General features: G+C 72.7%; 15 protein-coding genes and 1 pseudogene. 7 read left to right on the forward strand and 9 right to left on the reverse strand.

Annotation, left to right across the window (positions count from 1 at the left end; genetic code table 11):
• Positions 1-136: 136 nt before the first annotated feature.
• A complete protein-coding gene (locus ABT232_RS22995; protein ID WP_351842799.1) occupies positions 137-1,492 on the forward strand; it encodes a dipeptidase in 1,356 nt (451 codons plus the stop codon).
• Between the two features lie 77 nt (positions 1,493-1,569).
• A pseudogene (locus ABT232_RS23000) lies at positions 1,570-2,276 on the forward strand (MBL fold metallo-hydrolase).
• Between the two features lie 12 nt (positions 2,277-2,288).
• Here the strand turns inward: ABT232_RS23000 and ABT232_RS23005 are convergent.
• The 3 genes from ABT232_RS23005 to ABT232_RS23015 form a co-directional block, all read right to left on the reverse strand.
• A complete protein-coding gene (locus tag ABT232_RS23005; RefSeq protein ID WP_351842801.1) occupies positions 2,289-3,335 on the reverse strand; it encodes an NUDIX hydrolase in 1,047 nt (348 codons plus the stop codon).
• Between the two features lie 139 nt (positions 3,336-3,474).
• Positions 3,475-3,669 (reverse strand): hypothetical protein, encoded by a 195-nt coding sequence (locus ABT232_RS23010; RefSeq protein ID WP_351842803.1) that lies wholly within the window; start codon positions 3,667-3,669, stop codon positions 3,475-3,477.
• Positions 3,670-3,948: 279 nt separating this feature from the next.
• Positions 3,949-4,902 carry an ROK family protein gene (locus ABT232_RS23015; RefSeq protein ID WP_351842805.1) on the reverse strand — a complete coding sequence of 318 codons (954 nt, stop codon included), beginning with the start codon at positions 4,900-4,902 and terminating at the stop codon, positions 3,949-3,951.
• Between the two features lie 212 nt (positions 4,903-5,114).
• On the opposite strand from ABT232_RS23015, the gene ABT232_RS23020 reads away from it, so the two are divergent.
• Together ABT232_RS23020 and ABT232_RS23025 are read left to right on the forward strand one after the other, a co-directional pair.
• Positions 5,115-6,164 (forward strand): LacI family DNA-binding transcriptional regulator, encoded by a 1,050-nt coding sequence (locus ABT232_RS23020; RefSeq protein ID WP_351842807.1) that lies wholly within the window; start codon positions 5,115-5,117, stop codon positions 6,162-6,164.
• A gap of 7 nt (positions 6,165-6,171) precedes the next feature.
• The gene (locus ABT232_RS23025; protein WP_351842809.1) at positions 6,172-6,981 is read left to right on the forward strand and encodes a hypothetical protein; all 810 of its coding nucleotides are present in this window, start codon (positions 6,172-6,174) and stop codon (positions 6,979-6,981) included.
• 57 nt (positions 6,982-7,038) lie between these two features.
• Here ABT232_RS23025 and ABT232_RS23030 read toward each other — a convergent pair whose 3' ends face one another.
• From ABT232_RS23030 to ABT232_RS23050, 5 genes are all read right to left on the reverse strand, one after another.
• Positions 7,039-8,334 carry a DUF6986 family protein gene (locus ABT232_RS23030; RefSeq protein WP_351842811.1) on the reverse strand — a complete coding sequence of 432 codons (1,296 nt, stop codon included), beginning with the start codon at positions 8,332-8,334 and terminating at the stop codon, positions 7,039-7,041.
• A gap of 196 nt (positions 8,335-8,530) precedes the next feature.
• Positions 8,531-9,493 (reverse strand): electron transfer flavoprotein subunit alpha/FixB family protein, encoded by a 963-nt coding sequence (locus ABT232_RS23035; protein ID WP_351842813.1) that lies wholly within the window; start codon positions 9,491-9,493, stop codon positions 8,531-8,533.
• A gap of 52 nt (positions 9,494-9,545) precedes the next feature.
• The gene (locus ABT232_RS23040; protein WP_351842815.1) at positions 9,546-10,331 is read right to left on the reverse strand and encodes an electron transfer flavoprotein subunit beta/FixA family protein; all 786 of its coding nucleotides are present in this window, start codon (positions 10,329-10,331) and stop codon (positions 9,546-9,548) included.
• A gap of 217 nt (positions 10,332-10,548) precedes the next feature.
• Positions 10,549-11,058 (reverse strand): flavin reductase family protein, encoded by a 510-nt coding sequence (locus ABT232_RS23045; protein ID WP_351842817.1) that lies wholly within the window; start codon positions 11,056-11,058, stop codon positions 10,549-10,551.
• A 291-nt stretch (positions 11,059-11,349) separates the two neighbouring features.
• Positions 11,350-11,676, reverse strand: coding sequence for a TlpA family protein disulfide reductase (locus ABT232_RS23050; RefSeq protein ID WP_450871613.1), 327 nt, complete (start codon positions 11,674-11,676; stop codon positions 11,350-11,352).
• A gap of 253 nt (positions 11,677-11,929) precedes the next feature.
• Between ABT232_RS23050 and ABT232_RS23055 the strand changes: the two genes are divergently transcribed.
• On the forward strand, positions 11,930-12,658 hold the full coding sequence (locus ABT232_RS23055; RefSeq protein ID WP_351842821.1) for a lysophospholipid acyltransferase family protein: 729 nt from the start codon (positions 11,930-11,932) through the stop codon (positions 12,656-12,658).
• A 119-nt stretch (positions 12,659-12,777) separates the two neighbouring features.
• The gene (locus tag ABT232_RS23060) at positions 12,778-12,972 is read left to right on the forward strand and encodes a hypothetical protein (RefSeq protein WP_351842823.1); all 195 of its coding nucleotides are present in this window, start codon (positions 12,778-12,780) and stop codon (positions 12,970-12,972) included.
• Positions 12,973-13,075: 103 nt separating this feature from the next.
• Here the strand turns inward: ABT232_RS23060 and ABT232_RS23065 are convergent, their stop codons facing one another.
• A complete protein-coding gene (locus ABT232_RS23065) occupies positions 13,076-13,648 on the reverse strand; it encodes a transglutaminase-like domain-containing protein (protein ID WP_351842825.1) in 573 nt (190 codons plus the stop codon).
• A 130-nt stretch (positions 13,649-13,778) separates the two neighbouring features.
• Between ABT232_RS23065 and ABT232_RS23070 the strand changes: the two genes are divergently transcribed.
• Positions 13,779-13,913: a hypothetical protein gene (locus tag ABT232_RS23070; RefSeq protein ID WP_351842827.1), complete on the forward strand. Its 135-nt coding sequence runs from the start codon at positions 13,779-13,781 to the stop codon at positions 13,911-13,913.
• Positions 13,914-14,047 lie beyond the last annotated feature (134 nt).

Raw genomic sequence — 14,047 nt, forward strand, 5'->3', positions numbered from 1 at the left:
CCCGGGTTCGCGGCTTCGTCGAGCCGGGGGGACCCCCATCCTCACCGCATCCTACGGCGAAGATCGGCTGAGGCCGCTGTGGGAGGATCGGCAGTACTCGCACCCGTACAACGTCGCACCCACAAGGAGCGTGCCCATGTCGTCGAATCCGGTCGCCGAGACCGTCGCCTCGCTGATGCCCAGGGCGAAGGCGGAGCTCACCGAGCTGGTGGCCTTCAAGTCGGTGGCGGACTTCGACCAGTTCCCGAAGAGCGAGAGCGAGGGCGCCGCGCGCTGGGTCGCCGACGCGCTCACCGCCGAGGGCTTCCAGGACGTGGCCCTGCTGGACACGCCGGACGGTACGCAGTCGGTGTACGGCTACCTGCCCGGCCCAGCGGGTGCGAAGACGGTCCTGCTGTACGCGCACTACGACGTCCAGCCGCCGCTCGACGAGGCCGCCTGGTCCACTCCGCCGTTCGAGCTGACCGAGCGGGACGGCCGCTGGTACGGACGGGGCGCCGCCGACTGCAAGGGCGGCGTGATCATGCATCTGCTGGCGCTGCGCGCGCTGAAGGCGACCGGCGGCGTGCCGGTGCACGTCAAGGTGATAGCCGAGGGCTCCGAGGAGATGGGCACGGGCGGCCTGGAGCGGTACGCCGAGGAGCACCCGGAGCTGCTGGAGGCGGACACCGTCGTCATCGGCGACGCGGGCAACTTCCGCGTGGGACTGCCGACGGTCACCACCACGCTGCGCGGCATGACCCTGGTGCGGGTGCAGGTCGACACCCTGGCGGGGAACCTGCACTCGGGCCAGTTCGGCGGCGCCGCGCCCGACGCGCTGGCCGCGCTGATCCGCGTACTGGACTCGCTGCGCGCGGAGGACGGCTCGACGACGGTCGACGGGCTGGCCGGCGAGGAGTCGTGGGACGGCCTGCAGTACGACGAGGAGCAGTTCCGCGCGGACGCCAAGGTGCTGGAGGGCGTGGAGCTGATCGGTTCCGGGACGGTGGCGGACCGCATCTGGGCGCGTCCGGCGGTGACCGTGATCGGTATCGACTGCCCGCCGGTGGTCGGCGCCACCCCGTCGGTGCAGGCGAGCGCCCGGGCGCTGGTCAGCCTGCGGGTGCCGCCGGGCGTGGACGCCGCCGAGGCGACCAAGCTGTTCCAGGCGCACGTGGCGGCGCACACCCCGTGGGGGGCGCGGGTGAGCACGGAGCAGGTCGGCCAGGGGCAGGCGTTCCGCGCGGACACCACCAGCCCGGCGTACCAGGCGATGGCCGACGCGATGGCGGTGGCGTACCCGGGCCAGGAGATGCAGTACGCCGGTCAGGGCGGCTCGATCCCGCTGTGCAACACCCTCGCCGCGCTCTACCCGCGCGCGGAGATCCTGCTGATCGGCCTGAGCGAGCCGGAGGCGCAGATCCACGCGGTGAACGAGAGCGTGTCGCCGGAGGAGCTGGAGCGGCTGTCGGTGGCCGAGGCGCTGTTCCTGCGCAACTACGCGGCGAGCTGACGCGACCCCGGCTGGACCGGTTCTGCCGACGGCCGAGGGCCCTCGCCTCCGGGCGGGGGCCCTTCTACGGTCCTCTCATGGACGTCATCGAGCTGCTCCCCGTCTGCACCTGCTGCGCTTCCCGGTCGGCCAGGCGCAGCTGTGGCGTGACGGCGACGAGCTGACCCTGGTCGACGCCGGTACGGCGGGCTCCGGTGCCGCTCTCGCCGAGGCGGTGGCCGCGCCGGGCCGGGCGCCGGGGGACGTACGGCGGATCGTGCTCACGCACTTCCACGAGGACCACGTGGGCGGGGCGGGCGAGTTCGCGGCGCTGAGCGGGGCCGAGGTGTTCGCGCACCGGCTGGTCGCGCCGTTCGTGCGGGGTGAGCGGCCGGGGCCGCCGCCGGTGTTCGAGGGCTGGGAGCGCCCGCTGCACGCCGAGGCCGCCAAGCGGTTGCCGTCCTGCGGCTTCCGGCTCCCGGAGCGGGTCACCGAGCTGGACGACGGCGATCCGCTGGACTTCGGGGGCGGGGCCCGGGTGGTCCACGTGCCCGGTCATACGGACGGCAGCGTCGCGCTTCGTCTGCCGGAGCACGGGGTGCTGTTCACGGGGGACGCGGTCGCCGCGTCCCCCGTGGACGGTGCGGTGCTGCCGGGCGTGTTCGACCTGGACCGGCAGCGGACCCTCGCGTCGTTCCGCCGGCTGGCGGCCCTCGACCCGGAGGTGGTCTGCTTCGGGCACGGTGACGCGGTGGTCGGGCGGGCCGGGGCGGTGCTCAGGAAGGCGGCGGAGAGGTACGCGTAGGCGCGGAGCCGGTCAGTCGCCGATCGGGAGGCCGGCCTCCAGGTACACGGCCGCCCCGCGTTCCCGGGCCCGCAGGGCCCAGCGCAGGCGTTCGTAGCGCACCGGCGGCAGCAGGTCGGCGGCCTCCTCCTCGGTGACGAAGCGCCAGGCGCGCAGTTCGGGCCCGGGCAGCAGGACCCGGGCGGCCTCGGCGGAGTCGAGCCGGCCGCCGTCGAAGAGCAGCCGCAGTCCGCCGTAGCCGGGCGGTGCCGGTGGTTCCCAGTCGCAGACGAGCAGGCGCCGGACGTGGTCGAGGTGGATGCCGGTCTCCTCGGCGACCTCGCGGATACCGGCCCGGGCGGGCGCCTCGCCGGGTTCCACGACACCGCCGGGGAACTCCCAGCCGGGTTTGTAGGTGGGGTCGACGAGCAGCACCCGGTCCTGCTGGTCGAAGAGCAGCACGCCGGCGGCGAGTGTCTCGGCGGTGGGTTCGGGGGTCTGCACGATGTCGCAGACGGGCACGGTGCCCGAGCCGACGGCCTCCGCGATACGGGCGGCGGTCTGGTACGGGGTGAGTGTGCTGTTGTCGACGAGGTGGGCGTCGGCGGCGAGCCAGGAGGCGAGGGCGGCGCGGTACGGCTCGATGTGGTCGTACCGCCACTGCCGGGTCCGTATCTCCGCGTCGGGGAGGTCCACGGGGACCTCGCGGTGGGCTGTCCGCTCGCGCAGTATCGTTTCAGCCGGGGCGAGCAGCACATGGCTGACAGTGATCCGGCGGGCGGCGAGGCCGCCGAAGATCTCGTCGCGGTACTCCTGGCGGAGCAGGGTCATGGGGACCACGAGGGTGCCGCCGAGTTCGGTGAGCATCGCGGCCGCGGTGTCGATGACGAGCCGGCGCCAGATCGGCAGGTCCTGGAAGTCGCCGACCTCGGCGAGGCGTTTGGCCGGCAGCAGGTGCGTGAGTGCGCCGCCGATGACCTCGGGGTCGAAGAGCGTGCTGTTCGGGATCAGTTCGATCAGTTCCCGTGCGGTGGTGGTCTTCCCCGCACCGAACGTACCGTTGATCCAAACGACGGTCACGTTTCCCCCTCTTCTGTTGACCCCTGTGGCTTGCCCGCTCCACCCTGCCACGGAAACCAGCCCCCGTTGAGGGCGCACAAACGGAAGGCGCCGGTCCCCTGTGTCGCGGGGGCCGGCGCCTGCTGGTCGCGGTCGCTGGTCAGTCTTCCTGCGCGCCGGACGTGTCGTCGTCGATGGCCAGGCTGTCGCTGGCGATGGCCGGGTCGAGGCTGCTGAGGGTGTCGCCCACGTTGAGGTCGGTGAGCTGCTCCCCCAGCGCGTGCGACGGGGTGATGGCCGCGACGACGAAACCGGTGGCGAGGGAGGCGATGGCGAGCATGCTGCGCTTCTTCATGCCCCGTTCAACTGCGAACCCGGCGGGAGGTCACGCCCATGACGCCGACGGCCGCGACGCCGAGGCCTCGCTCCGCCGCCGTAGCGTTCCCGCGGCGCCGGACCACAGCGTGGCTGAGGTGAACACGGCCGGGCCCGGCGCGCCCCCGCGCCTGAGGCTCGGTCGCGCCAGGCCCCGCGGTCACACCCGCGCCCCTGTCACAGACCCCTTCGGCACCCGGCCCTGCGACACACCCGCCCGGCACCCGGCCCCGTCACACCCCTCCGGCACATGGCCCCGTCACACTCCCGCCCCAGCCGGATCCGTACGCCGCGTCAGCACCGCCGCCGCCGCGCCCACCAGGCCCGCGTCGGTGCCCATCTGTGCCGGGGCGACGGAGAGGTTCCGGACGAAGGAGAGGGTGGCGTAGTCGGCGAGGGCCTGCCGCAGCGGGGCGAACAGGACCTCCCCGGCCTTGCCCACGCCGCCGCCGATGACGGCGATGTCGATCTCGACCAGGGTCGCGGTGGCCGCGATGCCGGCGGCCAGCGCCTGGGCGGCCCGCTCGAAGGAGGCCACGGCGACCGGGTCGCCGGCCCGCGCGGCGGCGGCCACCGCGACGGCGGAGGCGTCGCCGTCCGGGCCGGGCCGCCAGCCGTTCTCCAGGGCGCGCCGGGCGATGTTGGGGCCGCTCGCGATGCGCTCCACACAGCCGCGGGCGCCGCACGGGCAGGGCTCGCCGTCGAGGTCCACGCTGATGTGGCCGATGTGGCCGGCGTTGCCGGTCGGGCCGGGATGCAGGCGGCCGTTCAGCACCAGCCCGCCGCCGACGCCTGTGGAGACCACCATGCACAGCGCGTTGTCGTGGCCGCGCGCGGCGCCCTGCCAGTGCTCGGCGGCGGCGATCGCGACGCCGTCGCCGATCAGCTCGACCGGCAGCCCGCCGGTCGCCGCCCGGACCCGCTCGACCAGCGGATAGCCGCGCCAGCCGGGCACGTTCACCGGGCTGACGGTGCCCGCGGAGGCGTCGACCGGGCCGGCGCTGCCGATGCCGACGGCGTCCACGCCGCTCCACAGCGGGGCCGCGGCCAGCTCGTCGAGGACGTCCTCGACGGCCCGCATCACGGTGCCACCGTCCTCCTGGCGGGGCGTGGGGCGCTGGGCCCGCACCACGATCCGGCCGCCGCCGTCCACCAGCGCGCCTGCGATCTTGGTGCCGCCGATGTCGAGCGCGGCCACGAGCTGGGTGTGCATGAGTGTCGGATCTCCCCGTCAACCAGTTCTGCGCTCCCCTCTGCCAGGGGAGACGGGCGGGCCGGTCGGCGGTGGGGGCGCGGGACCGGCATGTGCGATGGACAGTCTCTCCCGCCTCTGACAACGTTGTCCAGGCTCTATGCTCGACGCCACATCCTCACACCACCCATGGACCGACGCACCCCGTGGATCACAGGACAGGACACCGCACCGTGCCCGAGACCATCCGCCGAGCCGACCGGCTGCCCGGAAACCGCTATGGCAACCGGCCCACCATGAAGGACGTCGCGGCGCGTGCCGGAGTCGGGTTGAAGACGGTCTCCCGGGTCGTCAACGGCGAACCTGGCGTGACTCCGGAGACCGAGCGCCGCGTCCAGGACGCCATAGCGGCCCTGGGATTCCGCCGCAACGACAGCGCACGGGTGCTGCGCAAGGGCCGCACCGCCAGCATCGGCCTGGTCCTGGAGGACCTCGCCGACCCGTTCTACGGCCCTCTCAGCCGCGCGGTCGAGGAGGTGGCCCGCGCCCATGGCGCCCTGCTGATCAACGGCTCCAGCGCGGAGGATCCGGACCGCGAGCAGGAGCTGGTGCTGGCGCTGTGCGCGCGGCGGGTGGACGGGCTGGTGGTGATCCCGGCCGGCGACGACCACCGCTATCTGGAGCCGGAGATCAGAGCGGGTGTGGCGACGGTGTTCGTGGACCGCCCGGCCGGGCGGATCGACGCCGACGTGGTGCTGTCCGACAACCACGGCGGGGCCCGTGACGGGGTGGCCCATCTGATCGCGCACGGGCACCGCCGGATCGGTTTCATCGGTGACATGCCCCGCATCCATACCGCCGCCGAGCGCCTGCGCGGCTACCGGGACGCCATGGAGGACGCGGGCATACCGGTCGAGGACTCCTGGATGTCGCTGGGCATCACGGACCCGGCGCGGGTGCGCCGGGCGGCCGAGGAGATGCTCTCCGGCCCGTCGCCGGTCACCGCGATCTTCGCGGGCAACAACCGGGTCACCGTGACCGTGATCCGGGTCCTCGCCGAGCACACCCGCCGGGTCGCCCTGGTCGGTTTCGACGACATCGAGCTGGCCGATCTGCTCCAGCCGGGCGTCACCGTGGTCGCCCAGGACGCGGCGGCCCTCGGCCGTACCGCCGCCGAGCGGCTGTTCCGGCAGCTGGACGGCACGCTGCCGGCGCCGGAGCGGATCGAGCTGCCGACCCGGCTGATCACCCGCGGCTCGGGCGAACTGCCGCCGGCGGACTGAGCGGCCCATGACCGATCGGGTGGATCACGCCGACCACACGCTGCGGGCGCTGGGCCTCGCCGACGCGCCGCGGGAGTTTCCGCTGACCTATCCGGGCGCCTGGCCGAGGGATTCGGGGCTTCTCACCGGGGACCGGCTGGTGCCCCTGGACCGGCTGGTGCACAAGGACCGGGTCCCGGTGCTCGCCGTGGGTTCCAACGCCTGCCCCGGCCAGCTGCGCCACAAGATGGACGAGGCCGGCGTCGACTCCCCGCTGCCGATGGTGAGGACCCGGGTGACCGGCCTCGGGGTGGGCGTCTCCGCGCATGTGAGCCGCATGGGCTATGTCTCCGCGTCGCCCTTCGCGTCGCCGGGGACGGTGCGGGAGCTGTTCCTGCTCTGGCTGGACGCCGCCCAGCTCGCCGTCGTCGACGCCAGCGAGGGCGTACCGCTGCCGTACGGCAACTTCCGCCGGGCGTGGCTGCCCGCGCCCGAGGTGCGGATCGAGCTGGCGGACGGCACCGCGCTGCCCGGCGCGTACGCCTATGTGAACCGGCGCGGCATCCTGCACGACGGCACCGGGGTGCCGCGCGGGCACCGCGGCCGTCAGCGGGAGCTGCTGGCCGAACTCCTCTCGGCGGTGCCCCGGCTGCGGGAGCTGTTCGGGGTCACTCCGGAGGAGTTCATCGCCCGGGCGCGGGCGGACCGGCGGCTGTGCGAGCGGGGCACCCGGTTGTTCGCCGCGGAGAAGCTGGTGACGACGTCCGGTCTGGAGCGCCATGTGGGCGCCGGGCCGGCCGGCCGCCCGGGCGCCGGTGCGTCGCCGCCCTCGGTGTAGAGGTCGCCGGCACCGGGGCCCGGGGGCCGGCGACGGACACCGCCGCGGCCTGTCCGGCTAGTTGCCGGAGGCGGTCAGGTCGCCCCGGCGGGGCGCGGCGAAGCCCTCCAGGTCGGCGCGGGTGAGCCCGGTGAGCCGGGCGACCTCGGCGATGTCGAGGGCGCCGCAGTCCAGGCCGCGCAGGAGGTAGCCGCTGAGGGCCTTGGCGGTGGCGGGCTCGTCCATCACGTCGCCGCCGGCGCGGTTGGCGTAGCGGGCGAGGCGGCCGGCGGCCTGTTCGAAGCCCTCGCGGTAGAAGGCGAAGACGGCCGCGTACCGGGTGGGGATGTGGCCGGGGTGCATGTCCCAGCCCTGGTAGTAGGCGCGGGCCAGGGCGCGGCGGGTGAGGCCGTAGTGGAGGCGCCAGGCGTCGTGGACCTTCTCGGTGGGACCGACGGGCAGCACGTTGGTGGAGCCGTCGGAGACGCGTACGCCGGTGCCCGCGGCGGCGACCTGCATGATCGCCTTGGCGTGGTCGGCGGCCGGGTGGTCGCTGGCCTGGTAGGCGGCGGAGACGCCGAGGCAGGCGCTGTAGTCGAAGGTGCCGTAGTGCAGGCCGGTGGCGCGGCCCTCGGCGGCCTGGATCATCCGGGCGACGGTGGCGGTGCCGTCGGCGGCGAGGATGGACTGGCTGGTCTCGATCTGGATCTCGAAGCCGATGCGGCCGGGCTCCAGGCCGTGTGCCTTCTCGAAGGCCTCCAGGAGCCGGACCATGGCGGTGACCTGCTCCGGGTAGGTGACCTTGGGCAGGGTGAGGATCAGTCCGCCGGGCAGTCCGCCGGCCCGCATCAGGCCGGTGAGGAAGATGTCGAGGGTGCGGATGCCGCGGTCGCGGACGGCGGCCTCCATGCACTTCATGCGGATGCCCATGTACGGGGCCGCCGTGCCGTTCCGGTAGGCCTCGGCGATGAGGCGGGCTGCGCGGGCCGCGTCCTGGTCCTCGTCCTTGCCCTGGTAGCCGTCCTCGAAGTCGACGCGCAGGTCCTCGATGGGCTCGCGCTCCAGCTTGGCGCGGACGCGGGAGTGGACGGGCTCGGCGAGGTCGTCCGAGAGCCCGAGGACGGCGGCGAAGGAGGCGGCGTCCGGGGCGTGCTCGTCGAGTGCGGCGAGGGCCTGGTCGCCCCAGGAGCGGAGGGTGCCGGCGGTGAAGGCGTCGCCGGGGACGTAGACCGTGTGGACGGGCTGGCGGGTGCCGGGGTCTCCGGGGTAGAGGCGCTCCAGTTCCGCGTCGACCGGCGCGAGGGAGGCGCTGATCTCCTCGCCGACGGCGCCCGCGAGGCTCGTCGCCACCTGCTCCTGCTGGCCCTGACCCATTCCCACACCCTCCTGTTTTCCGCTGTACGGAATCAACAATCCGTAGAATGAAGTTATCCGGGTGCCTTCCCGCCGGTCAACACCCGTCCGCAGCATGGTCCGCCCTCGGCACCGCTGACGCGCGCCGGGCCGGGACGCGCCGAGGCCCCCGTGACCGGTGGGCGGTCACGGGGGCCTCTGAGGCGCCGGGCAGGGATCAGCCCTTGCGGGTCTTGATCTCCTCGGTCAGCTGCGGGACGACGTCGAACAGGTCGCCGACGACGCCGTAGTCGACCAGGTCGAAGATCGGGGCCTCGGGGTCCTTGTTGATCGCCACGATCGTCTTCGAGGTCTGCATGCCCGCGCGGTGCTGGATCGCGCCGGAGATGCCGGAGGCGATGTACAGCTGCGGCGAGACCGACTTGCCGGTCTGGCCGACCTGGTTGGTGTGCGGGTACCAGCCGGCGTCGACGGCGGCACGCGAGGCGCCGACGGCGGCACCGAGCGAGTCGGCGAGGGACTCGATGATCGCGAAGTTCTCCGCGCCGTTCACACCGCGGCCACCGGAGACCACGATCGCGGCCTCGGTCAGCTCCGGACGGCCGGTCGACTCACGCGGCGTACGGCCGGTGACCTTGGTGCCGGTCGCCTGCTGCGAGAAGGTCACCGACAGTGCCTCGACGGCACCGGCGGCCGGGGCGGCCTCGACGGCGGCGCTGTTCGGCTTGACGGTGATGACCGGGGTGCCCTTGGAGACGCGGGACTTGGTGGTGAAGGCGGCCGCGAACACCGACTGCGTCGCCACCGGACCGGAGTCGCCGGCCTCCAGGTCGACGGCGTCGGTGATGATGCCGGAGCCGATGCGCAGCGCCAGGCGGGCGGCGATCTCCTTGCCCTCGGCGGAGGACGGGACCAGCACGGCGGCCGGGGAGACGGCCTCGACGGCGGCCTGGAGGGCGTCCACCTTCGGCACGACCAGGTAGTCGGCGTACTCGGAGGCGTCGTGGGTGAGGACCTTCACCGCGCCGTGCTCGGCGAGCGCGGCGGCGGTGTTCTCGGCACCCGCACCGAGCGCGACGGCGACCGGCTCACCGATGCGGCGGGCCAGGGTCAGCAGCTCCAGGGTGGGCTTGCGGACGGCACCGTCCACGTGGTCGACGTAGACGAGGACTTCAGCCATGGGACTTCTTCTCTCCTGCTTGCGAAGTTGAGGGGCGGTCAGCTGGGCGGGCTCAGATGAACTTCTGGCCCGCGAGGAACTCAGCGAGCTGCTTGCCGCCCTCGCCCTCGTCCTTGACGATCGTGCCGGCCGTGCGGGCCGGACGCTGGGCCGCCGAGTCGACGGTGGTGTAGGCGTTCTCCAGGCCGACCTCGTCCGCGTCGATGTCGAGGTCCGACAGGTCCCAGGACTCCACCGGCTTCTTCTTCGCGGCCATGATGCCCTTGAAGGACGGGTAGCGCGCCTCACCCGACTGGTCGGTCACGGACACGACCGCCGGCAGGGACGCCTCCAGCTGCTCCGAGGCGGCGTCGCCGTCGCGACGGCCCTTGACCACGCCGTCCTCGACGGAGACCTCGGAGAGCAGGGTGACCTGGGGGACGCCCAGGCGCTCGGCGAGCAGGGCCGGGACGACGCCCATGGTGCCGTCGGTGGAGGCCATGCCGGAGACGACCAGGTCGTAGCCGGCCTTCTCGATCGCCTTGGCCAGGACCAGGGAGGTGCCGATGGCGTCGGTGCCGTGCAGGTCATCGTCCTCGACGTGGATGGCCTTGTCGGCACCCATGGAGAGGGCCTTGCGCAGGGCGTCCTTGGCGTCCTCCGGGCCGACCGTCAGCACGGTGACCTCGGCGTCGTCGGCGTCTTCCGCGATCTGCAGCGCCTGCTCGACCGCGTACTCGTCCAGTTCGGAGAGCAGACCGTCCACGTCATCGCGGTCGACGGTCAGGTCATCGGCGAAGTGCCGGTCGCCAGTGGCGTCGGGCACGTACTTCACAGTGACAACGATCCTCAAGCTCACGCCGGCTCTCCTACTGCATCGTCATTTTCGGCTGCCTCTTGCAGGCAGCATAGGCGCCTCAAGCGGCCGATCCCGGTCGGGGCGACCCGCGCTTCCGCACGGAATATTACTCGTCAGTACACCCAGTTCATGCCCGCTAAGCAAGCGCTTTGAACTGTGACCTTCGCAACGCAGCGTAACCGGAACTCGACGCCTTCGCAGGCGGGCCCTCGGGTGATCAATCACGCAGCGCGGTGAACCGGCCCTGGTGGTAGAGGAGCGGACGGCCGCTGCCGGTGGGGTCACCGCCGGCGACCTCGGCGAGCACGATCCGATGGTCCCCCGCGGGCACGCGCGCGTGGACCCGGCACACCAGCCAGGCCAGGACGCCGTCGAGGACCGGAACGCCCTCGGGGCCCTCGCGCCAGGCGGTCGGCGCGCCGAAGCGGTCGGCGCCGCTGCGGGCGAAGGTGGCGGCCAGCTCCTGCTGGTGCTCGCCGAGTATGTGGACGCCCACGTGGTCCGCCTCGGCGATGGCCGGCCAGCTGGAGGCTCCGGCGCCGATGCCGAAGGAGAGCATCGGGGGGTCGGCGGAGACGGAGGTGAGGGAGGTGGCGGTGAAGCCGACCGGGCCGGACGGGCCCGGCGCGGTGATCACCGCGACTCCGGCCGCGTGCCGCCGGAAGACCGCGCGGAGCAGATCGGGAGAGGCGGTCCGAGGAGTGGCCAGGTCAGGGGTTGCCGTCATGGAAGGGGCCTTCTGAGGGTGGGGGCGAGCGGGTCCTTGGCTGCTCAACAGCCCGGACAGCGTGCGCTCGCGGTGCGGGCGAGGTCGACGTGGACCCGCCCGAAGAGGAAGAGTTCCGAAGGCATAAGGTCACACTGACGATAGGTGGCATGCGCAGTCAAGTGCGTCCCGGAATCTGGGAGATGCCTCACCCTCAGCCCGGGAGGCCGGGCAGCGACCCGGGCAGTGGCCCGGACAGGGGCTCGGACAGGAGCCCGCCCTTGGGCGCGCACACCATCCCTCAAGGCCTGCTCAGACGGCTTCTCCGAGGGCCGCGATGACATCGGCCTTGCGGGGCTGGCCGGTTGCCCGCCGCACCACCCGGCCACCCGCGTCGAGGACCAGCACGGTCGGCGTCCTGAGGATGTCCAGCCGGCGGACCAGGCCGAGACGGGCCTCGGCGTCGATCTCCACATGCCGGACACCCGGCACCAGTCCCGCCACCTCGCCGAGGATCCGCCGGGTGGCCCGGCAGGGGGCGCAGAAGGCGGTGGAGAACTGCACCAGCGTCGCGCGTTCACCGAGTTCCGCGCCCAGTTCGGCCGCGTCCAGCCGCTCTCCCACCACGAAGCACCCCATTCCCTCGCCACAGTTCCTCAGTCGAGATGTACCTGCTCGCACGGCGCATCACGGTACGCGAGAAGTAAAGGGAGCTTAAAACACCGAGGTGATCATGGGGTCGACGTGACGAGAATCTCGCCACGCGAGGGCACCAGGGCTGGCTACCCGTTCGTTCTTGGGGCACGATCTGCGAGATGCCGTAAACCTACGGCTGCGTAACTTTCCACTGGGAATCCCTTCCCAGGCAGAGAAGGAAGGGTCCATCTCGTCCATGGCAGAGCTCGTCTACCGACCCGTCATCGGTCTCGCCCGCACGTTGTTCAAGGTGTGGGACCTCAAGATCGACTGCCAGGGATCGGAGAACATCCCGCGGTCGGGCGGTGCCGTGCTGGTCAGCAATCACATCAGCTACCTGGACTTCATCTTCGACGGTCTGGCGGCCCTGCCGCAGAAGCGGCTCGTGCGCTTCATGGCCAAGGAGTCCGTCTTCCGGCACAAGGTGTCCGGTCCGCTGATGCGCGGGATGAGACACATCCCCGTGGACCGCGCCCAGGGCGAGGCGGCGTACGCGCACGCTCTCGACTCGCTGCGCTCCGGCGAGATCGTCGGGGTCTTCCCCGAGGCCACCATCTCGGAGTCGTTCACGCTGAAGAGCTTCAAGTCGGGTGCCGCGCGCCTGGCGCAGGAGGCGGGCGTGCCGCTGATCCCGATGGCCGTGTGGGGCACCCAGCGGCTGTGGACCAAGGGCCACCCCCGCAACTTCAAGCGCAGCCACACCCCGATCACCATCCGGGTCGGCGAGGCGATCGAGGCCTCCCGCGACAAGTACGCCGGTGCGATCACCCGTCAGCTGCGCGAGCGGGTGCAGGAGCTGCTGGAGGCCGCGCAGCGCGCCTACCCGACCCGCCCCAAGGACGCCGACGACACCTGGTGGCTGCCGGCCCACCTCGGCGGCACCGCCCCGACTCCGGAGCAGGTGCGGGCGGCCGAGGCCCGCTGACCTTCCGTCACCGGCCCTCCGTGAGAGCCCGGTGGCGGCGCGGCCCGCAGGGTCCCGCCGGCGACCGAGGCTCGACTGCGGTACGGGGCGGATGGACGCGGCGCCGGATCAAGGCGACGGTGGCGGCTGCGGCGGTGCTCGCACTGGGCGGCTCGATCGCCGAGCCGTACGTCCAGGACTGGATGCTGGTGCGCGAAGCGTGCTCGGGCTCGCTGCCCGCCGACGCCGTACGGCAGCCCGCGAGCAGGCGGACCACGTCAAGGACGCCGAGCCGAGCACGCAGCGGGAACTCGGGGACCGCTCCTGCCGTATGACGTGGCGGCCGTGTGCTCCGGTGTCGCTCCCCCGTCACGCATGGCCGGGGCCTTGGCGAGCGCCGCGGGCCGGTGGCGGGGCGGGGTGTCCGTCCGGCCCGCGTCAGAGTGCGGCGGGCAGCGTCTCCCAGAGGTGTGCCCGGTCGCGGGCCGCCTTGAGGACGCCCACTACGGCCGGGTGAGGTGTGGCGTACAGGAGCGGGTAGTCCTTCTCGTCCGCCTCGGGATCCGGTGTGAAGGCGAGCCGTTCGCCGTCCAGGGAGAAGCGGGCGTCGATGCCGGACACGTTGCCCCGGGGGTCCTGGCGGTGCCAGGCGCCGTGGAAGCGGACCGCGACCAGGCCGTGCACGACCTCCAACTTCTGGTAGCAGAGGGCGGTCGGGATGTCCTCGGCCCGCAGCAGCGCGGTGAGGGCGTGCGCCTTGGCGTAACAGATCCCGGTCCGCTGCTCCAGCACGTCGGAGGCGCGCCAGGTGACGCGTGGATCACCGGAGTCGCGGGAGTGCGGGATGGTGTCGCGCACGAACTCGAAGGCCGCCCGCGCATAGTCATACGAGTTCTCCGCGCCCTGAGCGAGTTGTGCGGCGGTCTCCCGCACCAGCGGGTGCTCATGGTCGATGACCTCGTCAGCGGCCAAGTAGGCGGAGAGGTCGGAGGTTTCCTGGATCAGCTGCATGTCCGCAGAGCATAGGGAGACAACCGATCATGAGTCAATATAATTGCCGGCCGCTGCATATCTATGCATTCTGCGCGCTGGACGAGGCGGTGGAATTCACCTCCACGACAAGGCGTCCCACACCATCGAGGTGCGGCTGCTGATCGACCGGGTGGTGCCGCGGGCGCGCGCCGTCGTCGCCACCGTCGACGACAGCCCGGAGCTGGACCTGCGCGAGTTCGATCCGGACCTGCGCAACAACACCGCGTCGATCCTGGTCAACTGAAGCGGCGACGCGTGAAGCGGGGGGCCCCGGCCGGGGCGCCCCGTGACGGGGGGGTGGGGCGGCCCGCCGCGGGGCCAGACCGACCGGAGCGCCGCGGCGGAGGGGGCCACCGCGGCCACGGGGGGGTGGGAGGC

Source organism: Streptomyces sp. NPDC001532, assembly GCF_040298625.1.
GTDB lineage: Bacteria > Actinomycetota > Actinomycetes > Streptomycetales > Streptomycetaceae > Streptomyces.